Source organism: Methanosarcina sp. KYL-1 (assembly GCF_024372725.1).
Lineage (GTDB): Archaea > Halobacteriota > Methanosarcinia > Methanosarcinales > Methanosarcinaceae > Methanosarcina.
This window is the reverse complement of the sequence record NZ_VOUA01000018.1, coordinates 49,286-72,415: the sequence shown is the minus strand read 5'-3', so window position 1 is coordinate 72,415 and position 23,130 is coordinate 49,286. Positions and strand designations below refer to the sequence as shown.

At 48.3% G+C, this 23,130-nt stretch carries 22 protein-coding genes and 6 tRNA genes; 10 read left to right on the top strand and 18 right to left on the bottom strand.

Annotated elements, in window-relative coordinates; translation table 11 throughout:
- Positions 1-25: 25 nt before the first annotated feature.
- Positions 26-265, bottom strand: a complete 240-nt coding sequence (locus tag FTO70_RS12350) for a hypothetical protein (RefSeq protein ID WP_255336061.1) — start codon at positions 263-265, stop codon at positions 26-28.
- On the opposite strand from FTO70_RS12350, the gene FTO70_RS12345 reads away from it, so the two are divergent.
- The 3 genes from FTO70_RS12345 (at position 264) to FTO70_RS12335 (ending at position 3,663) form a co-directional block, all read left to right on the top strand.
- Positions 264-1,229 (top strand): cytochrome c-type biogenesis CcmF C-terminal domain-containing protein, encoded by a 966-nt coding sequence (locus tag FTO70_RS12345; protein ID WP_255336060.1) that lies wholly within the window; start codon positions 264-266, stop codon positions 1,227-1,229. The two genes, FTO70_RS12350 and FTO70_RS12345, sit on opposite strands and share 2 nt — an antisense overlap.
- 24 nt (positions 1,230-1,253) lie before the next feature.
- Entirely contained in the window at positions 1,254-2,315 is a 1,062-nt protein-coding gene (gene ccsA / locus FTO70_RS12340; RefSeq protein WP_255336059.1) for a cytochrome c biogenesis protein CcsA, read from the top strand.
- 949 nt (positions 2,316-3,264) lie between these two features.
- Entirely contained in the window at positions 3,265-3,663 is a 399-nt protein-coding gene (locus FTO70_RS12335) for a transcriptional regulator protein (RefSeq protein ID WP_255336058.1), read from the top strand.
- Between the two features lie 636 nt (positions 3,664-4,299).
- Here the strand turns inward: FTO70_RS12335 and FTO70_RS12330 are convergent.
- Both FTO70_RS12330 and FTO70_RS12325 read right to left on the bottom strand, forming a co-directional pair.
- Positions 4,300-4,512 carry a MoaD/ThiS family protein gene (locus FTO70_RS12330; protein ID WP_255336057.1) on the bottom strand — a complete coding sequence of 71 codons (213 nt, stop codon included), beginning with the start codon at positions 4,510-4,512 and terminating at the stop codon, positions 4,300-4,302.
- Positions 4,509-4,637, bottom strand: a complete 129-nt coding sequence (locus FTO70_RS12325; protein ID WP_255336056.1) for a hypothetical protein — start codon at positions 4,635-4,637, stop codon at positions 4,509-4,511. Before FTO70_RS12325 ends, FTO70_RS12330 begins: the two co-directional genes overlap by 4 nt.
- A gap of 207 nt (positions 4,638-4,844) precedes the next feature.
- Between FTO70_RS12325 and FTO70_RS12320 the strand changes: the two genes are divergently transcribed.
- Positions 4,845-5,015, top strand: coding sequence for a hypothetical protein (locus FTO70_RS12320; RefSeq protein ID WP_255336055.1), 171 nt, complete (start codon positions 4,845-4,847; stop codon positions 5,013-5,015).
- 164 nt (positions 5,016-5,179) lie between these two features.
- Here the strand turns inward: FTO70_RS12320 and FTO70_RS12315 are convergent.
- The 6 genes from FTO70_RS12315 to FTO70_RS12290 form a co-directional block, all read right to left on the bottom strand.
- A tRNA-Gly gene (locus tag FTO70_RS12315) sits at positions 5,180-5,251 on the bottom strand.
- 4 nt (positions 5,252-5,255) lie between these two features.
- Positions 5,256-5,330 (bottom strand) — tRNA-Phe (locus FTO70_RS12310).
- Between the two features lie 100 nt (positions 5,331-5,430).
- Positions 5,431-5,504, bottom strand: a tRNA-Val gene (locus FTO70_RS12305).
- An 89-nt stretch (positions 5,505-5,593) separates the two neighbouring features.
- Positions 5,594-5,665, bottom strand: a tRNA-Gly gene (locus FTO70_RS12300).
- A gap of 4 nt (positions 5,666-5,669) precedes the next feature.
- Positions 5,670-5,744: transfer RNA gene (locus FTO70_RS12295), tRNA-Phe, on the bottom strand.
- A 107-nt stretch (positions 5,745-5,851) separates the two neighbouring features.
- Positions 5,852-5,925 (bottom strand) — tRNA-Val (locus tag FTO70_RS12290).
- Between the two features lie 338 nt (positions 5,926-6,263).
- Here FTO70_RS12290 and FTO70_RS12285 point away from each other — a divergent pair.
- A complete protein-coding gene (locus tag FTO70_RS12285; RefSeq protein WP_255336054.1) occupies positions 6,264-7,586 on the top strand; it encodes a methanogenesis marker 16 metalloprotein in 1,323 nt (440 codons plus the stop codon).
- Between the two features lie 155 nt (positions 7,587-7,741).
- Here the strand turns inward: FTO70_RS12285 and comE are convergent, their stop codons facing one another.
- The 6 genes from comE to FTO70_RS12255 form a co-directional block, all read right to left on the bottom strand.
- Entirely contained in the window at positions 7,742-8,914 is a 1,173-nt protein-coding gene (gene comE, locus FTO70_RS12280; RefSeq protein ID WP_255336053.1) for a sulfopyruvate decarboxylase subunit beta, read from the bottom strand.
- A gap of 171 nt (positions 8,915-9,085) precedes the next feature.
- Entirely contained in the window at positions 9,086-10,336 is a 1,251-nt protein-coding gene (locus tag FTO70_RS12275; protein ID WP_255336052.1) for a cysteate synthase, read from the bottom strand.
- 281 nt (positions 10,337-10,617) lie between these two features.
- Positions 10,618-11,082: a hypothetical protein gene (locus FTO70_RS12270; RefSeq protein WP_255336051.1), complete on the bottom strand. Its 465-nt coding sequence runs from the start codon at positions 11,080-11,082 to the stop codon at positions 10,618-10,620.
- A gap of 65 nt (positions 11,083-11,147) precedes the next feature.
- Entirely contained in the window at positions 11,148-11,297 is a 150-nt protein-coding gene (locus tag FTO70_RS12265) for a hypothetical protein (protein ID WP_255336050.1), read from the bottom strand.
- A 32-nt stretch (positions 11,298-11,329) separates the two neighbouring features.
- Positions 11,330-12,115: a tetratricopeptide repeat protein gene (locus FTO70_RS12260; RefSeq protein WP_255336049.1), complete on the bottom strand. Its 786-nt coding sequence runs from the start codon at positions 12,113-12,115 to the stop codon at positions 11,330-11,332.
- Between the two features lie 24 nt (positions 12,116-12,139).
- Positions 12,140-12,310, bottom strand: coding sequence for a hypothetical protein (locus FTO70_RS12255; RefSeq protein ID WP_255336048.1), 171 nt, complete (start codon positions 12,308-12,310; stop codon positions 12,140-12,142).
- A gap of 41 nt (positions 12,311-12,351) precedes the next feature.
- On the opposite strand from FTO70_RS12255, the gene FTO70_RS12250 reads away from it, so the two are divergent.
- Positions 12,352-12,561: a zinc ribbon domain-containing protein gene (locus tag FTO70_RS12250; RefSeq protein WP_255336047.1), complete on the top strand. Its 210-nt coding sequence runs from the start codon at positions 12,352-12,354 to the stop codon at positions 12,559-12,561.
- A gap of 398 nt (positions 12,562-12,959) precedes the next feature.
- Positions 12,960-13,385, top strand: a complete 426-nt coding sequence (locus tag FTO70_RS12245) for a hypothetical protein (RefSeq protein ID WP_255336046.1) — start codon at positions 12,960-12,962, stop codon at positions 13,383-13,385.
- Between the two features lie 526 nt (positions 13,386-13,911).
- Here FTO70_RS12245 and FTO70_RS12240 read toward each other — a convergent pair.
- Positions 13,912-14,685 (bottom strand): tetratricopeptide repeat protein, encoded by a 774-nt coding sequence (locus FTO70_RS12240; protein ID WP_255336045.1) that lies wholly within the window; start codon positions 14,683-14,685, stop codon positions 13,912-13,914.
- Positions 14,686-15,169: 484 nt separating this feature from the next.
- Here FTO70_RS12240 and lonB point away from each other — a divergent pair, with 484 nt between their 5' ends.
- Genes lonB through FTO70_RS12225 form a run of 3 tightly spaced genes read left to right on the top strand, consistent with a single transcriptional unit; the run spans position 15,170 to position 19,943 of the window.
- The gene (lonB, locus tag FTO70_RS12235; RefSeq protein ID WP_255336044.1) at positions 15,170-17,287 is read left to right on the top strand and encodes an ATP-dependent protease LonB; all 2,118 of its coding nucleotides are present in this window, start codon (positions 15,170-15,172) and stop codon (positions 17,285-17,287) included.
- Positions 17,288-17,289: 2 nt separating this feature from the next.
- Positions 17,290-18,630 carry a TldD/PmbA family protein gene (locus tag FTO70_RS12230; RefSeq protein WP_255336043.1) on the top strand — a complete coding sequence of 447 codons (1,341 nt, stop codon included), beginning with the start codon at positions 17,290-17,292 and terminating at the stop codon, positions 18,628-18,630.
- Positions 18,631-18,632: 2 nt separating this feature from the next.
- A complete protein-coding gene (locus FTO70_RS12225; RefSeq protein WP_255336042.1) occupies positions 18,633-19,943 on the top strand; it encodes a TldD/PmbA family protein in 1,311 nt (436 codons plus the stop codon).
- Between the two features lie 1,042 nt (positions 19,944-20,985).
- On the opposite strand, the gene FTO70_RS12220 is transcribed toward FTO70_RS12225, so the two are convergent.
- Positions 20,986-21,423 (bottom strand): universal stress protein, encoded by a 438-nt coding sequence (locus FTO70_RS12220; RefSeq protein ID WP_255336041.1) that lies wholly within the window; start codon positions 21,421-21,423, stop codon positions 20,986-20,988.
- A gap of 764 nt (positions 21,424-22,187) precedes the next feature.
- Positions 22,188-23,126 carry a nucleoside recognition domain-containing protein gene (locus FTO70_RS12215; protein ID WP_255336040.1) on the bottom strand — a complete coding sequence of 313 codons (939 nt, stop codon included), beginning with the start codon at positions 23,124-23,126 and terminating at the stop codon, positions 22,188-22,190.
- Positions 23,127-23,130: the final 4 nt, after the last annotated feature.

Here is a 23,130-nt window from a genome sequence, read left to right as displayed (position 1 = left end):
ATCGTAAGTATCAACTCGCTAGTTCCTATTTTATTTTCCTGGAGGGCAGGATTTTAACTTCCTTCCACACCCTTATCCTTTTTATTTTTTGTGTGATTGCTTGACGGAGCTTAAAATTCCCGGTTTTCCCGGGTCTCTTCCTGAAAATTCTTATATTTTTTTCAGGTATGTTTAAATAATTGGCTTGAGTTAGTATTAATTCCTGCCTGATGACATTTATTCTGTTAAACTGTAATTTAAAATCGCGTTTTTCAAGGTTTTCCATGAAAAAAATAGATGAAGTCCTCACAGTTCGCAACACCATGCTTGCGACCGTATCCGTTCTGGTACTGCTGGCAGCCCTGGTTGCTATGGGGCTTTTGACCCCTTTTCTCGTGAGGGTTGCAACAGGGGAAAAAATCCTGCTTGATGCTGCTTATTTTAATGGAAGGACGGCTCTTCCGGTCCTGGCCCTGGTCATGCTGCTGACCCTCTGCCTCCTGATGGGGGCAGCAGGAAAAAAAGAGAGCATTGCAGTCCTCGGGCTTGGCATTGCAGGTTCAGCGCTTTCGGCTCTTTTTTCCCCCTTTTCAAGCATGCCGATAAACATCGCCTTTCCCCTCCTTGCAGCAGCCCTTTTTGCGGTAGTATACAGGCTGCTTTCTTTCGGGGACCGGACCTTAAAGGGGAAACTGAAGAGGGCTGGCTCTCATATTATACACCTCGGGGTTATCCTGCTCCTGCTTGGGATCGTGTTCAGCACGAACCTGGATAGGGAGGACTCTGCTGTAATCCCTATGGGAGATGTGGGCACTTTTGAGTCTATGGGGTACAGCATTCATGTTACGGATATCTCTTCAGGGATAGAAGGGAAACCCTTTTCTGGATACCCGGGTTCGGCTTACGTGAGCACGGTTGATTTTGACGTGTACAGGTGGGGCCGTTTTTTTGAGCACGGCCAGGTCAAATATATAAGTGACTACAAATGGGGGCAGTCCTACACCGAGACTTACATCCACAGGGGGCTCTTGGAAGAACTCTTCATCGCCCCCAAATCGGTTGACACAAAAGCAGGGACTGTGGACCTCTATGTCCGGAAGGTGCCTTTCATGACCTCCCTCTGGGGCGGGTTTTATATCATGGTGCTCGGTATGGCGCTCATTTTCGTATCGGAATTACTTTCCTCAGAAAAAGGTTCTACGGGGAATGATGGCAAGAAGAAGCAGGTTGGGAAAAAGAAAAACGGATGATGCAGGTGTGAGGATGGTGATTGTATGAATACCGGGATGGTGCTTATCTGGGCGGCAGGTGCTGCCGGGCTGCTGGCGTTTTTAACGTCCCTGTTTTACTACTTCAGGGGGGATCGGAAATTAAAAGCCCTCTCCGAAAAGCTTGAGCTTGCGGCAGGGGTGGGAATTGTAGCTGCTACCCTGCTCCTTACCCACCACCTGCTCTCGGTGGATACGGAATATGCTTATGTCTTTCAGCACTCCAGCACCGATTTATCCTGGCACTACCAGCTCTCGGCCCTCTGGGCTGGCCAGGAAGGTTCATTTTTACTCTGGACTGCTTTCATTTTCATAATGCTTGCAGTGACACGTTTCACAGGCAACGGGAAAGCTCTGAGGGACACGAAGTTTTTTGACCTCATGAGGTCAGTCGTGCTCTTTGTCACCTCTGCCTTCCTGCTGCTCCTCGTGTTGAAGAACCCTTTTTCCATGTACTATTTTCCGGGTTCGGGGATACCTGAGGTCACGAACTGGAACCCATTTGTAGAGCCTTTTTACGTTCCCTACGGGCAGGGCATGAACCCCCTGCTTCGGAATCCCTGGATGGCAGTCCATCCTCCAGTCCTGTTCCTGGGCTATGCTGCTTTCACCCTGCCGTTTTCGGCTGCAATCGCGGGGCTTGTCCTGGATGATAAAAGGTGGGAAAGGGTCGCTTCCGGGTGGATGCGTTTTTCCTGGCTCTTCCTTACCCTGGGGATTGGTTTCGGAGGTTTCTGGGCGTACGAAGTACTGGGCTGGGGTGCCTGGTACTGGACCTGGGATCCCGTGGAGACCTCTTCCCTGATTCCCTGGATTGCCGCGACTGCCTATCTGCATGCAAAGCTCAGGTACCCTCAAGGGGAATACGGTTTCATGCTCCCCCTCCTCGCACTGGTATCTTTTGTCCTGGTCATCTTTTCGACCTTTGTCACAAGAAGCGGGCTATGGGCTTCGGTGCACTCTTGGCAGGACTTCACAACCGAAGGAATGGTCATTGCTTTCTTCCTCCTGGTGCTTACGGGTTCAAGTGCAGGTCTCCTGGCTAAAAAGTATTTCAGTGACGACTGAAGCTTTTTCGATGAAGACCTGAACTTTTCCAGTGATAACTGGAGCTTTTTCAGCGACGGCTTTACTATTCAAGCGGAACTGGTTGAGCTTCAGTAAACCTGAAGAGGCTATTACGGGAAACTCTATATTTTTGTTGAAAATACTGAGTTTTCTGTGAACAATAGGTGAACTTCTAGTGTTAACATATGAATTTTTACTGATTACATGTAAACTTTTAGTGGATAAAAGGTGAACTTTCAGTGGATAACAGGTGAATTTTTAATTGACAGCAGGTGAATTTTTGCCAATGTTAGGTGAATTTTCAGTGGACAACAGGAATATTGAATGGCAAGTGGATTTTTTGTGGGGCAGCCCGCTTGATATCATGTATTTTGGTAAATCATTTATAATATATTGACTGGCGTATTTTTTAATATTTTTTCAATGAATCGGGCAATTTTTATCTTCATATGGCCCTCATTATGCTGCGTAAATTTGTCATTTTTTTTCATATTTTTTCCTTATTGAGAGGGGCATATGGTTTTTAAATTCCTTGTTAATATATACAACTTTAAATAGTATGAGTACATTATTATTTGTTGGAGATGAATAACCTTCTAATTATATACGTATACAGGTTTTATTGTTAGGCCAATACGTTTCGTCCAATCTATCTATAAAAACGGGGATTTAGAAACCGGTTATAAAAATATAATATTTGTTTTGATAATCGGCTGTTGGACTCAGAAGGAAGGACAATCCGCGGGATTGTAAAAACGTTTTTTAATGTCTTAAATACGGCAAAACGGGGTTATTTACTGTATAAATATATCTAATTTAAAAATTAGATAACTTTTGTTAGCTCTAAAATGGTAGTTATATCTCTATATCTTAAAGGTCTAAATATAATTTCCATGATATTTTTAGCTAACATTAAAGGGTGTTTAAACAACAGTATGAAGGGGTTATCATGAAAGACTATGAAGTAAAAGTGCTGGACGAGAATGACCACATTTTTATTGAAACGTTAAGGAATCTTGGTATGTCAAGAAATGTCGCCACAACAATGGCATATCTTATGAATGTGGACGAAGCATCATCCCGTGAAATAGAAATCAGTACCGGACTCCGGCAGCCAGAAGTAAGCCTTGCAATGAGGCTGATGCGCAACCAGTCATGGGTCAATGTGCGCTCGGAAAAGAAGCCTGGCAAAGGGCGTCCGATAAAGATCTATTCCCTTGCGGCTCCGGTTGATGAGATAATCAGCTACTATGAAGACAAAATCTACAAGGAATCTCAGGCAACCATCTCTGCAATCAAGAAATTGAAGGTCATGAGCAAAAAAGTGCCTCTTGCTCCTTCAAAGTGAGGCATCTGCAATGGGTAAGGATTCGCTCTCATAATGGCAGGCAATTCCCCTGGGAATTCTTCCATTATGGAGTCAAATCCTCTCAAATCGTTCCAATCCTACAAGATTCTCCTCTTGCAGTCTTTTCTACAGGCCTGCATACGAATTTCTGTTCTGATCACTTTTTCTCAGTGTCTGCATACGGATTTTATTCGGATCACTTTTTCTCAGTGCCTGCATGCGGATTTTATTCTGGTTCTCTTTTCTAGATGTCTGCATAAATGACAACACAGGAAAAGTAAAAAACAACTCTTTTTTACAAAAAACGGCTCTTCGTCATTCTCCGTGGGTAAGATGATTTTCAATTCAAGACCATATTGGTTTTGTGATGGCTACACACACAAAACAACGAAGAGCCCAAAAAACTCTTAAATATGAGCTTTTAAGAATGAGCTTTTAAGAATGAGCTTTTAAGAATGAGCTTTTAAAAATGGCCTTCACATTCTTTTTCCGGATCTTCCTGAAAGTTATGCCCCTTGACTATTAATGGGATCCGGGAACTGGTGACGTTGCAGAAAAAGGATGCTGCTAGCTCACGGCTTTATAGTTCTGGTAAAAAGAAAATGTAGTAAAGAAGGGGGTTCTGCCTTGGGCAGGTCAGCCACCTGTAACAACTCTCAGGATCGTGAGTCTGTCGGAAGTTATTGCCCCGTCCAGGGGGACAGCATTCCCTTCATTTAATACAAGTACGGTTTCCTGATTAATTTTCAGTGCGTCAAGCAGGTCTTCGTAGGTAGAGTTATCTTCTACCTCTACGGTCTGCTCGGAAACATTTCCGGCTTGAATTGTTATGTGTACTTTTTTACTCACTTTGTAGATCCACCGCCGCTTACCTGAATTTCGTCCACGATTTCCTTTATTAACTTCTGCTCCAGTTCATATTCTTTTCTGATGCCTTTGCGCTCTGCATTTCTTTTCTGGAACTTTCCTGGCATTTTCAGATCTCCTTACGATTTTTCAGGTTTGCAACACAGGTGGGTATAGACCTCTCCAAGCAGACTCTTTTGTCTTTTCGAGATTTATATCCAATAATTATAATGATTTTTTGTTTTAATTAATGTTTTGGTTGACCATTCTTTGGTTGACATTTATGGTTTTCCTGTACAATGGGGTGCTCAATCCATATTTTTCCAGGGCAACGGATGTTAACATTGACCCTGATGTCGCTTGAGGCCGGATGCGAAAACCAATCAGAACATTCATTTTTGGAGGGTTGTGGGGGAAATTTTCCCAAAATAGTCAATATTAAGAGAAAAGTCTGTGAATTTTATAATATTTCAGGCGAAGAAGAATATCCCGGGGAAATGTTTTAATATATGATGTTTTTCGAGCTTAATGGATTTTGAAAATAAGCGTTTTGGAAATTGGTGTTTTGGATATAAGTGGTTCAAAAATAAGGGCTTAATACTAACGTTTTCAAAAGAAAAACTCATGTGAAATGCCATAAAAATATTCGGAAAACATTAGAGAAAAGTTATACACCAGCCGGGATTCGAACCCGGGTTCGAGCGTTGGCAACGCCCGGTGATGACCGCTACACTACTGATGTTCTCTGGTGCCCAGACCCGGATTCGAACCGGGGACAACTGCCTCTTCAGGGCAGCGCTCTCCCACTGAGCTACCTGGGCAAACGGATGTAAACCACTATCCTGGCAAAGTTTGTTAAAAAGGTCCGGTAGTGGATTTACTGTTTTTACTTCCCGGAAAAAACTCCGGGAAGTTTTGGAGTGGGCCCGCTGAGATTCGAACTCAGGACCTCCGCCATGTCAAGGCGACGTCATAACCGTCTAGACCACGAGCCCTCTATGCTTGTGTCCCCGTTACTCTTTTTAATGAATGTACATTTGTTTAATGCACATAAATTTGAATAACGGAAGTTGTAAAAAAGTTATACACCAGCCGGGATTCGAACCCGGGTTCGAGCGTTGGCAACGCCCGGTGATAACCGCTACACTACTGATGTTCTCTGGTGCCCAGACCCGGATTCGAACCGGGGACAACTGCCTCTTCAGGGCAGCGCTCTCCCACTGAGCTACCTGGGCAAACGGATGTAAACCACTATTCTGGAAATCCTTGTTAAAAATGGTCCAATAGTGGATTTACTTTTGCTGTTTTTACTTCCCGGAAACAGCTCCGGGAAGTTTTGGAGTGGGCCCGCTGAGATTCGAACTCAGGACCTCCGCCATGTCAAGGCGACGTCATAACCGTCTAGACCACGAGCCCTTGTTGCAGATGATATGTCTCTCGCACCGAAGTGCAACACCATAGTACGCATCATCATTTATATAAGTTTTGGGTGATCCGGGCTTTTTCTACTCGAATCTGGCCTTCCAAATGTAAAAAATTTTACACAAACTATAAAGTCTTTTTTTTCACGCTTTCTATCGAGATTTTCAGGCTCAGAATATTTGTCTCATCTATCAAAAAACTTCGACAGATTTCCCCCTATTTATACATCTTTTCTGAAACTTCTGTCTCTTAATCATTGTCTCTTAATATTTCTGGTGCTGTGACCCCGGCTCTAAAATAGGATGAAAACAATACTTTCGGCTTAGGGTAACATGAAAGGAACATCCGATAACTCAGGGAAAAGCCGGACTATTCCGGAAATCCAGGCGAAAATAGATTCAGGGGAAGCCGTAGTCCTTACGGCGGCGGAAATTTCCGAGAGGGTCCGGGCAGGGGAGGAGCTCGGGCTTGAAGATGTGGATGTGGTAACCACTGCCACCCGTGGGATCATGAGCGGGACTTACGCGGTCCTTTCTTTCAAAGTTTCGGAACCGGATTCTTTTGTCAGGGCTTCGGAAGTCCTGTTAAACGGGGTGCCGGCAGTTGTGGGCCCCTGCCCTAACGAAAGGCTCGGTGTCCTGGACCTTATCGTGCTCGGGACCGCTCACAGTGAGTCGGATCCCCGTTACGGAGGCGGGCACCTCTTACGGGAGCTTGTGGAAGGAAAGAACATAACCGTGGATGTCAGCACGAGCGGAGGCGACCGCTTTTCCGTCGAGACCGGGCTTTTTGAAATGCCCTTTGCGCGGCTCTATGCAACCAGGCATGCCTTCAAGAACTACCGGGCATTCGTAAATCCCGGAAAAGAGCCTCTAAATACTATTTTCCACGCCCTGCCTTTTGAAGGGGAATTCAGGGAGATGACCTTCTGCGGCTGCGGCGAGTTAAACCCCATCGAAAACGACCCCAAGCTCGAGACAATAGGCATAGGGACCAGGGTGCTCATCAACGGGGCCGAAGGATTCGTTACCGGCTCAGGCACCCGGAGCTCGCCGGATAACCCGAACCTTGCGGGGTTTGCGGACCTGCACGGCATGACCCCCGAGTACATGGGAGGCTTTGCAACTTCCGCAGGCCCGGAAATTATCAACACCTGGGCAGTCCCAATCCCTGTCCTCAACCAGGGTATGCTGGATAACATCCTGAAGCTTGACCGGGAAATCCCCCTCAAGCTGGTCGACGTCGCAGGCAGGCTGCCTCTTTGCGAGATCAGCTACGGGGACGTCTGGGACGGCGTTGACCTGACGGTCCGGTATGAACCGGAAAAGTGCCTGAAATGCAAGACCTGCCTGGTTGAAGAAGCCTGCCCCATGGGGGCTGTTTCCCGTGCAGAGGATAACCGGGCAGTCCATTCAAGCTCCCTCTGCTTTAACTGCGGGCTCTGCCTCTCAAGGTGCAGGGGAGAAACTTTCAGTGCAAACCTGGGTTCAGTCCGCTGCGCGACCGGCGGGTGCCTGAGGGACATCAAGGTCACCCTGCGACAGTCTGACCGCGCCAGGGCGGAAAAAGCTGCAGAGGAGCTCAAAGAACAAGTCCTTGCAGGGACTTTCAGGCTCAAAGAACCTGTGGAAAAAATAAGCTGGAGAGACAGCTGAAGAAGTTAATGTAAGAAGTTAATGTAAGAAGTTAATGTAAGAAGTTAATGTAAGAAGTTAATGTAAGAAGTTAATGTAAGAAATTAAGGTAAGAAGTTAATGTAAGAAGTTAATGTAAGGAAATAACTTAAGAATTCAGGTAAGGAAAATAAGGTTTAAACCTTATTTTCTGCTTTACCTGCATTTTCTTTTAACGCTTCAAGGAAGCGTTTTGTGACTTCTTCAGGGCTCATGGGGATATTTGGGGCATTTGTGTTTCCGGGCTTGAGGATTACGTGGATAAAGGAGGTCTGCCTGGCATTCAGGGAATCTTTGTACACGTATACGAGCTCCTCTTCCGTGTTTACCTTATGCGTGTTCTGGATCCCGCAGGCGTTTGCTAGGATTTCCAGGTCAATGTAGCGAAGCGCACAGGTTTCCTGGGAGCCTGTGGAGCCGTAGGCGCCGTTGTCCAGGGATACGATAACTAGGTTTTTCGGGGCTTCCTTCCCGACTTCCAGGAGGGCGTTCGGGTTCATAAGGAGGCTTCCGTCCCCGTCGAAAACAACTACCTTCCTGTCCGTGCGCAGGGCCAGGCCGAGGCCGATGGAGGAGGCGAGCCCCATGGAGCCGAACATGTAGAAGTTAAGGTCCCGGTCCCTTGCAGCGTAGAGTTCCTTGCAGGGGACTCCGAGGTTTGTTACGGTGATTTCCCCGTCCAGTTCGGCAGCAACTGCGGAGATTGCGTCGTTCCGGATCATCCGGGGTTCGAGGACTTTCTGGGTCAGGCGGAATTTGCAGATCCTTTCTTTCTTTGGCAGCTCCGGGGACTTCCGGGCTTCCCAGGCACAACAGGTCGACACTTCCCAGGCTTTCGGGGATACCAGGGCGATGTGAGGCCGCAGGTTTTCGTATGCATCCCGGATGACATTCTCAAGGAGCCCTATTTTTTCCGGACTGTCTATGATTGTATATGCTATTCCTGCCCCTTCCAGGATCCCGGGAAGGTGCGCCCCTAAGGGGACCTGGGCTTCGATGGCTTCTTTGTAGACCCCTCTCCAGCTTGTCAGGACAGGCAGGGGGATTTTGCAGATGACGTTCAGGGACTCAAGGGCATTGATCATGTTTCCGAGCCCCGTGCTCTGGATCAACATCATGGGTTTTGCCCCTGCCAGGTAGGCTCCGGCACAGATCCCTACCCCGTTTTCTTCCCTGGTCAGCTTTACCTCGGGGAAGTTTTCAGAAACCAGGGGGAGCAGGTTCTTAATGCGGTCGCAGGGTAGGGTTGCGGCAAGGTCTATTCCTGCTTTTCTCATGATTGATATTACTTCTTCTTCCGGGTTTGTCATGCACACACCTTTTCAGCTCGTTTCTTTTTCTTCGTTTTCAGCTTGCTTCTTCTTATCGGTCTTTTCAGCTTGCTTCTTTTTATCTGCCTTTTCCTTATTTCTTCTCAATCGTTTCCATAGCTATATGGCAGTTTCAGATGGCAATGGCAGTTTCAGATGGCAATGGCAGTTTCAGATGACAAGCTCCTCAAGGGGCACATCCGGGTTTTCGGCTGTGGCAACAGGCTTGATCGGGAAAGGTGTGAGGTCTTCTTTAAGCCGTTCAAATCCTCCTCCTGCGATATTCAGGAGGATGACATCATCTTTTCCGACATTTCCGGCTTCCACGGCTTTCAGGAGGGCGGCTGCCGCAACAGCTGAGGGGGGCAGGATATCGATTCCTTCCAGGGACTCGAAGAAGGCTTTTGCCTCAAGGGCTTCTTCTTTTGTTACCGCGTACATGGTCCCGTCGGTATCGACCAGGGCATCGTATAGCCCGCCTGTGACGGCGTAGGGTGGAGCCCTGTTGGTAAGGACGGAAGCGTAGGTCTCCTCGATCTGGCGCTTTGCATCTTTCATGTCAAGCTCGGGAATGATTTCCCTTCTCCCTGCCTGCCAGGCCCTGTACATGGGTACAAAAGGCAGGTTCTGGGTAAGCTGGAGTTTCGGCAGCCTGTCCCCGAAGCGCCCGTCAGCCCTGAGGCGGAGTGCAGCTTCCCAGGCTGCAATTCCCCCGGTGCCGCTCCCCACAGCCTGGAAGTAGTGTTCGGGCATCTTCCCTATGGTCACGGCTGCATCAAGCATCACAGTGCCCATTCCTTCCCTGCGGGCGACGTTTCTGGCTCCCCCCTCGGGGACCATGCCCGGGAGTTTTGCAAGCCTGCCTGCGAGGTTTATAGCGTCGGTATAGTCATTTCCCGGAGCCATCTTTATAAGGTGGATGGAGTCTGTCGGCTCTTCGGGGAGCCACAGCTTCCGGATCCCGGATTCAGGGACCACGATATAGGCATCTATCCCTGTCAGGGCTGAGACGTGGGCAAAAGCCCTCCCCGTGTTTCCGGCGGAGGCAAGTACAATGGCTTTTCCCCCTGTCTCTTTTAAGAGCTGCATGGTAGGGTGGGCTTCAAGTTCCTTAAAACTGCAGGTCTTTATAAAGGCGCCTTTTTCGGGCCAGTACCCGCTAAAGCCAATGTAGAGGTTCGCAAGCCCGAGTTCCCTGGCAAGGGCTTCACTTTTGTAGGTTATAGGCCCGGCTTCGGTGGTGAGCTCTTCCTGGATCGGGAGCCAGGAGTGGAACCTCCCTATGCCCGGCTGGGCTCTTAGCTCCAGTTTCTTTTCATGGTAGTCCGCCCGCAAAAGGGAGTCGTCATTGTCACAGGTGAGCCTGTACTGCTGTCCATATTCGCTTCCGCATTTCAGACATTTCAGCGTGAATCTTCCCATCGATATCAGGGAAAAATTGGGCTTTTCCTGTTAAATACGTTCCTGAAATGTCTCAAAAATATCCGTTTTGTGTCATATTCAGGGACCCATGGCAAATTAAGGAAACTGTCTGCCCCGAATGGGAAAACGGAACTCAAGAAGAAGGGAATTAAAAAATTGAGTTTTAAGCAAGGGATAAGGAAGGAAATTTTCTGGACGGAAGGTTGAAGGGAGCTTCCAGGCCGTACGAAAGGAAATATGAAAATGTGAAGGAGAGCTTCCGGGCTGCAGGCAGGGAAAGCTCACGTATATGCATAAAACGTGTCCGGGGTAGCTCTGGCTTTTTCTATGTTCCTTATGGTCCCGTCCGGGTACACAAGGGTAAGGGTGTCCGGCCGCATCCCGAATTCCCTTGAGTCGTGGAGGTAGTAATCATCGTTCTGTCTTGATACGCCTTTCACCTGGATCCTGGCATTGGTCCTTCCTATCTTCTGGATGTCGACTTCCTTGAAGTCAAAGAATATCTCCTCTATTTTAGGTTCCATGTGCCTGCTCCCGAACAGGAACATGTAGACCTGGGCAAAGGGGCTCAGGTGGTAATGTATGTTGATCTCGGCGTCGCTCCTGTCAAACTCTATCACCACCTGGTCAAGGTGGATGTATTTTCCCTCCCTGAACTGCTCCATGTCGATCCCCGGAGTGAACCTGGCCGCCATCAGGGACGCTGAGATGATAATTGCAATTGTAATTACAGCTTTTATTTTCATGGCTCTAGGCAGTAATTAACTTCTATTCTAATATTTCTTTCCTGCGAAGGAAACCCCCCACGGCTTTATATTTCTTTCTCCACTCCCGCCTGCTGCATCCTCTCTGACTTCGGGAGCTGCTTCTCCTGCTGGCTCCTGACCCAAAATTCCCTGCTCTCTCCCTCTTTCCCTCTACTCTCCCACTTATTACTTTTCCGTTTTTTATTTTTATTCATTTATTATTTATTTTTATTATTCGCTTCCCTTCTTATTCTTCCTGAACCCCTTTTTCTTTAAGTTTGTTCAGTTTCTCCCTGGTTACTTCGAGGTCTTTCGCATATTCGGGGTTTTCAGGTTCGATCTCGTGAAGCTTCTCCCGGATTTCCAGGGCTTTTTCCATGTTTACTCCGGCTTCCTCCCTTCTTCCGGTTTTTTCCAGCATGACGCCAAGGTTCATGTACGCGGTCCCTAAGTAATAGAGGTAGCTGCTGTTCTCCGGCTCTTTTATGAACAGTTTCCCGTAGGTTTCCAGGGCTCTTCCGAAACTCTCCTCGGCTTTTTCGTATTCCTCGAAACTCGTATACAGGTTCCCCAGGTTGTTCAGGATCATGCCGTACTGTTTCCGGTATCCGGGGTTTTCAGGCTCTTTTTCGAGGATATGTTGCATCAGCTCAAGAGCCCGCTCGAAAGGCTCCCTTGCCTTTTCCTGCTGCCCCATCTGCCTTTGCAGGGCTCCCAGGTTGGTGTTGACGGCTACGGCCCGGACCCAGGAATCGAGGTTTTCCGGGCTGTTCTTGAGCATCTCCTCACCCACTCCTGCCGCCTTCTCATAATAGGGAAGCGCCTCAGAATAAAACCTTAAAGCCTGCAGGAAACTCCCTTTCGTAAAAAAAGCATCGTACATAGAGCCCGGGTCCCCTGACTCTTCCGCAGCTTCCTCAGCTTCGGAGAGCAGTTTCAGCGCCTCGTTGTATTTCATATCTTTAATAAAAGCAAAAGCCCTGTCGATCTTCCGTGCGGTAAGGTCGACCTTCTGTCTGTTCGGTCTGGACATATATTAAATGTCCATTTTATTTTTTTATATATGTTTTGGTTTTTCCGGCACTGATTCCCACCTGACTCCCTTTTTCTCTCCTTCCCCTCCGCATCTCCTCCGCATCTCCTCCGCATCCCCTCTGTTTCCCTTTCCTTTCCCCAATTTTTGCAAAAATGTTAAATAGCGCCAGAGTGAAGCTATTTCATTCTTCATACCGTCTCAAAATTTCAAAAAACCCTTACAGAGGCCAAAAAATGAGCGCAAATATCAATTTCACCTGCCCCAAATGCGGAAACGCCACCTACGAAACCGGCCAGATCCAGGCCACAGGCGGCTTCATCAGCAAAGTCCTCGATGTCCAGAACAAGAAATTCGCCTATGTCACCTGCAAACGCTGCAAATACACCGAATTCTACAAAGGCGACACCAGCATGCTCGGCAACATCTTCGACCTCTTCACATAAGGCCGGAACAGCCGTGGCGTGAGTTTCAGCAAAACTTCCCGTATCTCTTTTTTTGAACCTGTCTGAAGGCGGTCAGCCGGGGCTGGGGAAATAGGTGTATCAGGCGGAGATTTTTCACGCTCGACGAAGGAGAGCGGCCTGAGCATGAAAATGGAATAAAAGAAGCAGCATTTCACTCTTTTTTGCTATAATGGATAAAGTACTTTCCTTAGTTATTCTCACATTTCCTTAGTTATTCTCACACCACATCCCTTCTTCCCCCTCATTCCATATTATTTGAGGGTTAATTATAGATTCTCAGAGTTCCATATCTTTCTTTAGTTCCAGTTTCTCGAATTTTCATCCATGTCAACAGTTATTCAAAGAGATGAATATTCAGCATGGGCAGGGGGGCAGAGATGGAAAGAGGCAGGGAAGAAATCCCGGCGAGGGGCAGAATCGTGCCTTCCGGGAAAAGCAGATACGAAAAAACCTACTGGATACTCGTGGCTATCTTCCTTGCAGCCGTCCTTCTCTACACTTTCTACATCGGACAGCTCCTCTGGGGCATTGTTATTGATATTCTTGTCCTGAGGCTGCTTTTCCTTATGAGGCAGGAACAGCGCTATTTCCTGGAGTGCGACCGGAACGAAGAGGACGCGGGGACCCCGCATGACCCCCGGATGAAGCGGAAGGTCAGGCTGGCAAATATCCTGGTCACTCTCTTCGTGCTCGGGCTGGTCATTTACTCTTACTTTACTTTGCAGTTCATATGGGGGATCGTGGCCGGGCTGATGATCCTGCTCTACATGCACATGTTGCTCTTTTCTGGAGATAACCTGTAATAGCACTGGTGGCGAGTTTGAGATGCCGACATTCCTTTCCGGAGGCCGGAAAGGAACAAAATCAGAAAAAGCGGTTTTGCCGGGCTCCGGATTCCGGGGGACGGTTTTTCAGTCGCTGGAAGCTGAATGACCCGGGGTGGTTGAACCTGTCAGATCTATTTTCACTTTTCGGGCCTTTTTGGGTTCGTTTTATATCTATTTCAGGTTTCATTTCTGGTTCTGCTTCTGGTCTTTGAGTCGCTGTTGAGTCGTTGTTGAGTTGCTGTTGAGTCGCTGCTGTCACTGGGTCGTTTGGTGTGTATTCTGTTCTTTTTTTAATTTTTGGGAAAACGCCGTTTGCTTCGCAAACGGTGAGTGCGTGGGGTCCAGTTTATGGGTAGATAACAGACAGGTTTCGGTCAGAGTAAACTCAATGAATTAAGGTTGCAGGGAATTGATTTTAAGCTCAAAAAGAGGGGGGTGAAAATGGAAAAGATTAATGGAAAAGATTGTACGAGATCAGAAAAAAGAGAGTCGAGCCCGGAAGTTAAAGGCCTTCCAGGCGTTCCCGGGTTAGATTGATGGCTTCTTTGATTTTTTCGTTTTCGGGCTGCTGGGTGAGCAGGGTTTCCTGCATTTCCAGGGCTTTTTCCAGGGCTTTTTTTGCTTCTTCGGTTTTGTCTCCGCCTATTTGCTTCATGCAGTGGCCGAGCTGGCTGAGGGCGACGGAAAGTTCGGCCTGGTAGCCGAGGTTGTCGGGTTTTTCGGAGAGGAGTTTTTCGTAGATTCCGGCGGCTTCGGAGAGGACTTCGCAGGCGGTGTTGAGGGTGTCGAGGGAGCCGGTCTCGGTGAGGAGGGCGCCGTAATTGTTAAGGTTTTCGCCGGCGTAGGAGTGGTAGACGGCGTTTTCGGGGTCCCGGGTAAGGAGGGCGGTGTAGATCTCCCGGGCGTGGGAATAGGACTCGGCGGCGGCCTGGGTTTCGCCTTTCTTTTTGAGGAGGTTTCCGATGTTGCTGAGGGTTGTGCCCATGTAGTGCTGGTAGTCGGCGTTTTCGGGGTCGGCTTTGAGGAGTTCGGAGCCCACTTCTAGAGCTTTTCCATAGGTTTCCAGGGCGCTGTCATACTCTTTTGCGGTGTAGAGGATGCCGCCCCGGGTGAAAAGAATGTAGTAGAGGGCATCAGTGGACTTTGCTGTCCTTGCGGACTTCTCGGCTTTGTCAAGGGTCTCAAGGGCTTTATCCAGTTTCCCTTTCTTGATCTGGGCCACAGCGTTATGGATCTGCTTGAGGAGAAGGAGATTTTTTACCTTGTTTCTGGACATAAGAGAAAAATCCCCTTTATTTTTTTAAATAGCTGTCGATCTCTATTTGTGGAGTAAGGTCAATTTTGTTGATTTGCAGAGTAGGGATGATTTGCAGAGTAGGGATGATTTGTGGAGTCGGGGATTTAAGTTGAGGATTCAGTTGACATTTTGGGTTGGATAACTTTTTACTATTTCATTTCAGGGTTTTATTTTTTTAGTGATTTTCCTTATAAAAAATACAACCAGTAAACCGTATATAACAAAAGAAACGTATATATTATAAATACGGAGGCAGGTTAATTATATATACTGCATGTTTATATAAGTAGCCGCAGATATAATTGAGGTTGCAGTAACATTTATGTGAGATTAAAGTGAGGTTACTGTAACATCCAGCCTTTTGCGATCATTTTCTCATTGAGTTCTTTATTTTTTAGAAAGCGTCAGGTATATATCAAACAGATAACGTCTATCCAATAACGTTAGAATATGTGAGCTAACCATGGAGTATAATACTAATCAGATCATAGACGAGTCTGCCGGAAAGATTGATGAGCCAGTCCATATTATCGACGGGGCCAATCAGAACACAGGCGAGTCTGCGGCCGACCAGGAGATGGATAAGTCCGGTCAGGAATCCGGCCAGGAGTCCAGCCCGGAGTCCCATGGGGTTACTGCCGGGTCTGAGCCTGATCAGAGTCTGGAAGAGTCTGAAATGGACGAAGAAATCAACCTCGAAAAGTTCGAGAATACCTCTAACATAGAGGTCCCGAAACTCCTGATCGACCAGGTGCTGGGGCAGGAGCATGCGGTTGAAGTCGTCAAGAAGGCGGCCAGCCAGCGGCGCCACATCATGATGATCGGGACCCCGGGTACGGGAAAGTCCCTGCTCGCAAAGGCTATGGCAGAACTTCTCCCCAAGGAAGAGCTCAAGGATATCCTTGTATATCCGAACATGGAGGACGCAAACAACCCCAAGATACGGGAAGTCCCGGCCGGGAAGGGCAGAGAAATCGTCATGGCTCACAAGATGGAAGCAAGAAAGAAAGCCCAGGCCCGGAACATGCTCATGATGCTCTTTGTTGTAGGCATCATCATTTATTCTTACTTTGTAGGCCAGCTCCTCTGGGGCATCATCGCAGGTATCATGATTCTCATGCTTACCCGCCAGTTCCTTCCGAAAGAGGAGATGATGATCCCGAAACTGGCTGTTTCTAATTTTGACAAGGAACACGCACCCTACATCGATGCAACCGGAGCCCACGCAGGAGCCCTGCTTGGAGACGTCAGGCACGACCCCTTCCAGTCCGGAGGGCTTGAGACCCCTGCCCACGACAGGGTGGAAGCCGGCGACATCCACAAGGCCCACAAGGGTGTGCTGTTCATCGACGAAATCAACACCCTCAGGCTTGAATCCCAGCAGAGCCTCCTGACTGCGCTCCAGGAAAAGGAGTACCCGATTACCGGGCAGTCCGAGAGGAGTTCCGGGGCTCTTGTGAAAACCGAGCCTGTCCCCTGTGACTTCATTATGGTTTCCGCAGGAAACCTGGATGCGGTGCAGAAGATGCACCCTGCCCTGAGGTCCAGGATCAAGGGTTACGGGTATGAGGTCTACATGAGGGATTCCATGGAAGACACCCCCGAAAACCGGAATAAACTGGTCCGTTTCGTGGCCCAGGAAGTCCTCCGGGACGGGCACATCCCTCACTTTGACGAAGGTGCGGTAGAAGAAGTCATCCGGGAAGCCAGAAGGCGTGCAGGCCGGAAAGGCCACCTTACCCTGAAACTCCGTGACCTGGGCGGGCTTGTCCGCGTGGCAGGAGACATTGCCCACTCCGAGGGCGCTCCCCTCACGAAAACCGAACACGTGCTTGCCGCAAAGCGGATAGCCAGGTCCATCGAACAGCAGCTTGCAGACCGCTACCTTGAACAGAAGCGGGACTACTCGTCTTTCCTGAGAAGCGGCGCAGCCGTTGGCAGGGTCAACGGGCTTGCTGTTATGGGTGGAGACTCCGGGATCGTACTTCCAATAGTATCCGAAGTAACCCCTGCAATGTCAGGGGGCGAAGGGCGCATAGTTGCCACGGGTAGGCTCAAGGCCATTGCAAAGGAAGCTGTCCAGAACGTGTCCGCCGTCATCAAGAACATGACAGGTGCCGACATTACAAACCATGACGTCCACATCCAGTTCGTGGGGACGTATGAAGGTGTTGAAGGGGACAGTGCCTCGGTTTCCATTGCCACGGCAGTCATCTCGGCATTCGAGAAGATTCCCGTGGACCAGACAGTTGCAATGACCGGATCTCTTTCGGTCAGGGGCGATGTCCTGCCTGTGGGCGGGGTCACCTACAAGATTGAGGCTGCAGCCCAGGCCGGCATGAAGAAAGTCATCATCCCCAAAGCCAATGAGGCGGATGTCCTGATTGAAAAGAGATACAGGGATAAAATCCAGATCATCCCCGTCTCCTCGATTGCGGAAGTCCTGGAACACAGCCTTATAGGCCCGAGGAAGAACACAATCATTGAAAAACTTAAGAACATTACAAAACTCAGTTTTGATATTCCGGAAGTAACGCCCGCTTCCGTACAGGCCATGAACCTTTTCGGGTGCAGGAACTGAACATGAAGGACATTATGCAGGACATTAAATTTTATGACTGCAGGGTGATTGAGGGCAGTTCCACCTCAATCGTCCTGGACAACGGAAAGATTGAAGAAATTTCCAGAAACTTCACAAGGGGGGCCGGCATAAGGGCCCTCTGCGGGGGTTCCTGGGGCTATACGGCTGTTGAGGGGGAAATTGACCTTAAGAAGGGGGTTTCAGCTGCCTCAAAACTTGCTTTTTCTATGAACTCGAACACCCCGAAAGAAGAGGTCGAACTTGCAGCCGTAAACTCTCCTGTGCTGGGCAAGCTCCCGGAGATCAAAATCGACCCGAGGGACGTTCCTATTGAGGACAAGGTCGAACTTTTGAAGAGCATTGAAGCCCATGCCCGGGTTGAGGGAGTCCACAGTACGAAAGTTATGTACATGGAGTCCGAATTCAAAATCGAGTACCGGAGTTCCGAAGGTGTGGAATCTGCCTATGAACTTCTAAATACCGGTTTTGCAGTCTCGGCTGTGGCCGCCGAAAACGGTGGGTACCAGGCGGGCCGGGAAAGTCGCTTTGGATACGGGTATGAGGTCTTTGAAAAGGAAAACGTCCTGGAACTTGCCAAAAAGGCAGGCAGTTCCGCAGTTGAACTCCTGAAGGCTAAAACTCCCAAGGGGGGGACAATGCCCGTGCTGCTTGACCAGGAACTTGCAGGGGTCTTTGCCCACGAAGCTGTGGGGCATGCCTCGGAGGCCGACCTGGTGCTTGAAGGCGATTCTATTCTTGCAAACAGGATAGGGGATCTTATCGCATCTCCCCTCGTTACGATCATTGACGACCCGACCCTGCACGAGTTCGGGTACTATCCTTTTGACGCCGAAGGGGTCCAGTCCAGCCGGACCGAGATCATCAAAGAAGGCGTCCTTAACTCCTTCCTCCATTCCAGGGAAACCGCAGGCAAACTCGGCGGCACCCCCGGAAACTGCAGGGCCCAGGGATATTCCATGCCCATAGTCCGGATGAGCAACACCTTCATTGATAACGGAGACGCAAAGTTTGAGGAAATGCTCGAAGAAGTCCGGGACGGGATGTACCTTATAGGCTCCCGGGGCGGCCAGGTGAATACCGGGGAAGGGATTTTCCAGTTCAATGCCGAAAAAGGCTACCTGATCAAGAACGGCGAACTTGCCGGGCTCGTAAGGGACGTCTCCCTCTCGGGCAAGACCCTTGAGATCCTGAACCACGTGGCCCTGGTGGGCAACGACCTGAAAATGACTGCAGGCAGGTGCGGGAAAGGAGGGCAGCTTGTGCCCGTGTCGGACGGCTCGCCCCATCTTGCCATTTCCAGTGCCCTTGTGGGAGGTGCCTGAGGATGTACGAGCTTGCAAAAAAGGCCCTGGACCTTGCTGAAAAAGCAGGGGCTGAAGAAGCCGAAGTCTATTATGTTTCAAATCATTCTACCGGGGTAAACTTCAAAAAAGATGCCCTGGAAAGTGCAAAGGACCGCTTATCCGAAGGGATAGGGGTCCGCGCCATCGTGAACGGAGCCGTTGGTTTTGCCAGCACGAATTCGGCAGAGGAAGTTGAAAACACTGTCAGGATTGCGGTTGCAGAAGCCCGGGTCCGGGAAAGCGACCCCGATTGGGTGGGCCTTCCCTCTAATGGGAAATACCCTGAGGTATCGGGCATCTTCGATAAAAGGATCGAAGCCATGGAACTCGAAGAGTGCATCGGCTATGCCCTGGAACTTGTTGAAGGCACAAAGGAAGTTCCCGGCACCCTCCCAACCTCCGGCGGCTTTACCCGCGCAAAGAGCAGGCAGCTGATCCTGAACACGAACGGGATCGAAATTGAAGAGGAATCCACGGGAATGTCCGGTTTCGTGGACGTTATCACCGTAAACGGGGAGACCTCCACAGCTTACGACTTTGCCGTTTCCCGTTCCCTTGACATTGACTTTTTAGCTCTCGGGAAAAGGGCTTCCGAACTTGCCCTCCGGTCCAGGGGCGGAATCAAAATCGAGCCCATGAGAACCGATGTTGTCTTCCACCCCTTCGCTTTCGCCGACCTTATCGAAGACGCTTTTGCCCCCTCCCTGGATGCTGACAATGTCCAGAAAGGGAGGTCAGGCCTTATAGGAAAACTCGGGGAAGAACTTACAGCCCCCGAACTTTCGATCTACGATGACGGTCTTATTGACGCAGGCATGGAAACCTCTGCTTCGGACGACGAAGGTATCCCCTCCCAGCGCACAACTGTGGTCGAGAAAGGTGTGCTGAAAACCTATCTCTACGACAGCTACACCGCAGGAAAAGAAGGGTTAAAGAGCACGGGCAACGGCTCAAGGGCATCTTACACGGCCCCGCCGGGTGTGGGGCTTCGGAATTTCATCCTCGATTACCCGCAAACTGACGTAATTGCAGGCACGGATTCCGGAGTTTTCGTAAACACGGTAATCGGCGCCCACACCGCAAACTCAATCTCAGGGGACTTCTCCGTGGAAGCCAGAAACGCCTTTACCATCAAGAACGGAGCCCTCGACAAGCCCATCAAGTCCCTCATGATCTCGGGCAATGCCTTCGATCTCCTCAAGAACATCACAGGCGCAGGCTTTGATGTCCGGAAAGTGGGAGGAATCATCACGCCTTCGATCCGGGTCTCGGACATGAGCGTTATAGGTTAATATTTTGGTCAATTAGAGTTTGATCGGTTAGAGTTTGATCGGTTAATAATCAATCTGCCAGGAGTGTGAGCTACTAAGGCTCCCTCCCCTTTTTTCCGGAAATCCGATCTAAATTTCCTGCGAGTATTTTTGTTTGTGGTCCTGATTAATTGGTTGTATTATTCCAGAATAATTATTCCGGAATATCCAAAGATGGTACCTTTCGTATTCTTTTACATGGAAAAACGCTCCACCTGGTCTGAGAAATACTTCTCTTGGTCTGAGAAATACTTCTCTTTATCATGGAAACCGTTTTTAATCCAATTTATGTCGGAAAACCCCGCCAGCTTGCCTGGCGGCGCCTCTCCAAAATAAATGAAAATAATAAAGATAAATATGTTTTTCAGGTTGTGACGGCTAGTTCACTATTTCAAATTGAATCCTTATTTTTTTCTAAACTCTTCATTCTGGTGATCTGACTTCTATTTTTTTGTCCTTATTAGTTATTAAGTCACTAAGTTTACCTTTTTAGTATTATAGTATAATTTTAAAGTTCTATAAATTAATTTTTAGTTATTTCACTACACTTTCAGTCACCTGGATGTACTTTTTAGTCACTGCATTGTACTTAGGAAAAGGCCGGATGCCTATGGCATCCAGTGAGAGTGCAGGTACCTGAAAAGCAAATAGAAAAAGCAGTGGACTACCTGATTTTTTCAAAATAAATATAAAAATAGAAAAATTATGGGAGCAAAATCCGGGACCCGGATGGAAAAGTGCTATCCAGGGTGCTCTGCCCGGATAATCATCTGGTAGGGCGGGTATCAATGCTGGAAAAGTCCTGGTACAGGGTCCTGAATTATCTTTTTTTGTTTTCAGGTTAAGTTGCCGGGGTTTTGTAGAAATCCTGTGTATTCGAACCTTATCCGGTCCGGATCTTATGATTGAATTCTGGTTTCCGGGTACCAATTCAATTTAGGGGTGCCATTTTTTGGAGGATTTCTACAGAACCGTTTACCGTATTCAACTTTTCTCTTGTTTTCAGCTTTAGTTTTAGGGGGTTTTAACCTCTCACCACAAGCACCGGCGTCTTTGCATGCCTTACCACGTTTTCGGCCACGCTTCCAAGCAGGAACCTGTCGAGTCCGGTTTTCCCGAGTGACCCCATAACGATCATTTCTATGTCGTTCTGTTCCGCAAATTCTACAATTTTTTCTGCAGGTTGTCCTTCAATGAGTACGGATTCCACCTCTACTCCGGCAGCTTTGGCAGCATCTTCCACGAAACCTGTGGCTTTTTCTCCTTCGTTCCTGAAGTGTTCCATGGCAGCCTTTTCCCAGCCGAAGTCCCTGGCGGAATGGGTCGTGGGTACAATTACATATACGGCGTAGAGTTTTGCTCCGCTCAGTCTGGATATTTCAACTCCAGCCTCAACCGCTTTTTTGCAGAGTTCCGAACCGTCAGTTGCAACCATTATTTTTTTATAAGTTCCCTCTCTCATATCAAATCCCTCAATTTAATTTTCTTACCGGCCCTGTGTTCTGTTTCAGCTTTCCGAAACATTCCCCGGCACAGGCCCGCCCTTTTTATCGGTGCATGCATGCAGGCAAATGCAGACTTGCTCTACATAGCACATACTTGCTCCAGATTATACTATATTAATTATTATATATATGGCTTTGTAGAATTCCTTCTAATATTTAGCTCGAATTCTAAAAATTCATTGATACTTATCCAGAGTCTTCCTAACCCTCTTTTTGGTTTACTTCTCTTTTTCCGGCAAAATATTTCTTGCAGGATTCCCGGGATTTTCCCTCTGGTGATAAGTAAAATTTCGATTAGTTTTCAGTGGAAAAAAAGTACTGAATATGTAGGAAAAATCTGTCCTTTTTGACACAAAAAGGATGTCAATTTTGTGCATACCAAAAAGATTATATATGGTTTTAATCGTCACTGTGAACTGGTGAACGGGTTCCGCTCAAAATCAAATTCATTTGATAAAAAACAAATCCAACATATTTTAACCTCCTTCAAAAAACCCCGTTCACTGATTTGTTTTTAATATTGTTTTTTAGTAGATACAAGTAATATTTAGTTTGGTCTTCTCTACTTTTCCTTTCTTTTGCTTCATTTTTTCTCTCGCCGGTTTCCTTTTTCCGGTCCTATTCCATGTTTTATTTTTGGTTTTATTTTTGGTTTTATTTTTGGTTTTATTTTCGGTTTTATTTTCGGTTTTATTTTTGGTTTTACTCCCGGTTTCTTTTCTCAGGAGGCAAGGCTAAGCAGTGCTATCAGGATGAGCAGCCTTACCAGCACGCTCATCCCTGTGGAGTACGCAACTATCTGGAAGCCCAGGCGCGGCCCGAATATAGCCACTTTTTTAGGGAGCTGGCTGCGCAGGGCAAAAATAGGAAGCATGAACATGCTGCCCAGCATGAGCACGATCATTGCCTGCAGGTAGGTTATCCCTCCTGAGTGGATCATGGGGCCGAGGAGGGAAATTCCCAGGATCGGGCTTGCTACATAGCTTGTCAGGGGGACGATGGACTCGGGAGGGATTTTGAAGAGTTCGGCAAGGGGGAGTACTGTGAAAACCTCAAAAGCCCCCCGGTCCCTGAGAAAGAACACTATGGTGGTGGCAATCAGGTAGACCGCAGCGATCTTCAGGAAGATCCTGAACTCTTTCTGAAAAGCCCTTTTGACTGCGGTTTTCAGGGGGACTTTCCCGTTTATCCGGGTTTCGGGCACCCTGCAGGAATTGCCCTTGAGAAACAGTTTGCTTGCAAGGACAACTGCCAGGATTTTTAAGATGGCAGTTGCTATGAAGACAAAGGCATAAAATCCACCCACGACAAGCCCGAGGGCCGGGAGCACGATCGGGATCTGGTAGGTGAAAAGTTCCCTGACGTAGGCAGGAGTGCTGTTCATGATGGCGCAGAGCAAAACTTCCCTGTCATCCAGGCAGCCCTCGTTTTTTTCCTGGAGGAGCATGCTGTTTGCGGCCACAGTAGACCCTATGGATACCAGAAAAGCCGAAGCGCAGCTCTCTGGCAGGTTCGTATGGGCAAAAATCGGGCTTGCAAGCCTGGAGAACTTCTGCATGAGGCCCAGTTCCACAAGCACGGAAGTCCCTACAAGCCCCAAAAAAATCATAAAAAGTATTGGGAGGGCAAAGTCCAGCACCTGGAAGAAAAGTCCTGTCATCGGA

Bases quoted from the DNA above. Each gene is read 5' to 3' on its own strand.
- FTO70_RS12225 (WP_255336042.1), top strand. From the start codon at position 18,633: ATGTACGAGCTTGCAAAAAAGGCCCTGGACCTTGCTGAAAAAGCAGGG.
- comE (WP_255336053.1), bottom strand. From the start codon at position 8,914: ATGACAAACCCGGAAGAAGAAGTAATATCAATCATGAGAAAAGCAGGA.
- FTO70_RS12275 (WP_255336052.1), bottom strand. From the start codon at position 10,336: ATGGGAAGATTCACGCTGAAATGTCTGAAATGCGGAAGCGAATATGGA.
- FTO70_RS12285 (WP_255336054.1), top strand. From the start codon at position 6,264: ATGAAAGGAACATCCGATAACTCAGGGAAAAGCCGGACTATTCCGGAA.
- FTO70_RS12220 (WP_255336041.1), bottom strand. From the start codon at position 21,423: ATGAGAGAGGGAACTTATAAAAAAATAATGGTTGCAACTGACGGTTCG.
- FTO70_RS12320 (WP_255336055.1), top strand. From the start codon at position 4,845: ATGTTAACATTGACCCTGATGTCGCTTGAGGCCGGATGCGAAAACCAA.
- FTO70_RS12245 (WP_255336046.1), top strand. From the start codon at position 12,960: ATGGAAAGAGGCAGGGAAGAAATCCCGGCGAGGGGCAGAATCGTGCCT.
- FTO70_RS12230 (WP_255336043.1), top strand. From the start codon at position 17,290: ATGAAGGACATTATGCAGGACATTAAATTTTATGACTGCAGGGTGATT.
- FTO70_RS12215 (WP_255336040.1), bottom strand. From the start codon at position 23,126: ATGACAGGACTTTTCTTCCAGGTGCTGGACTTTGCCCTCCCAATACTT.
- ccsA (WP_255336059.1), top strand. From the start codon at position 1,254: ATGAATACCGGGATGGTGCTTATCTGGGCGGCAGGTGCTGCCGGGCTG.
- FTO70_RS12255 (WP_255336048.1), bottom strand. From the start codon at position 12,310: ATGAAGAATGAAATAGCTTCACTCTGGCGCTATTTAACATTTTTGCAA.
- FTO70_RS12260 (WP_255336049.1), bottom strand. From the start codon at position 12,115: ATGTCCAGACCGAACAGACAGAAGGTCGACCTTACCGCACGGAAGATC.
- lonB (WP_255336044.1), top strand. From the start codon at position 15,170: ATGGAGTATAATACTAATCAGATCATAGACGAGTCTGCCGGAAAGATT.
- FTO70_RS12250 (WP_255336047.1), top strand. From the start codon at position 12,352: ATGAGCGCAAATATCAATTTCACCTGCCCCAAATGCGGAAACGCCACC.
- FTO70_RS12350 (WP_255336061.1), bottom strand. From the start codon at position 265: ATGGAAAACCTTGAAAAACGCGATTTTAAATTACAGTTTAACAGAATA.
- FTO70_RS12265 (WP_255336050.1), bottom strand. From the start codon at position 11,297: ATGAATAAAAATAAAAAACGGAAAAGTAATAAGTGGGAGAGTAGAGGG.
- FTO70_RS12345 (WP_255336060.1), top strand. From the start codon at position 264: ATGAAAAAAATAGATGAAGTCCTCACAGTTCGCAACACCATGCTTGCG.
- FTO70_RS12240 (WP_255336045.1), bottom strand. From the start codon at position 14,685: ATGTCCAGAAACAAGGTAAAAAATCTCCTTCTCCTCAAGCAGATCCAT.
- FTO70_RS12325 (WP_255336056.1), bottom strand. From the start codon at position 4,637: ATGCCAGGAAAGTTCCAGAAAAGAAATGCAGAGCGCAAAGGCATCAGA.
- FTO70_RS12335 (WP_255336058.1), top strand. From the start codon at position 3,265: ATGAAAGACTATGAAGTAAAAGTGCTGGACGAGAATGACCACATTTTT.
- FTO70_RS12270 (WP_255336051.1), bottom strand. From the start codon at position 11,082: ATGAAAATAAAAGCTGTAATTACAATTGCAATTATCATCTCAGCGTCC.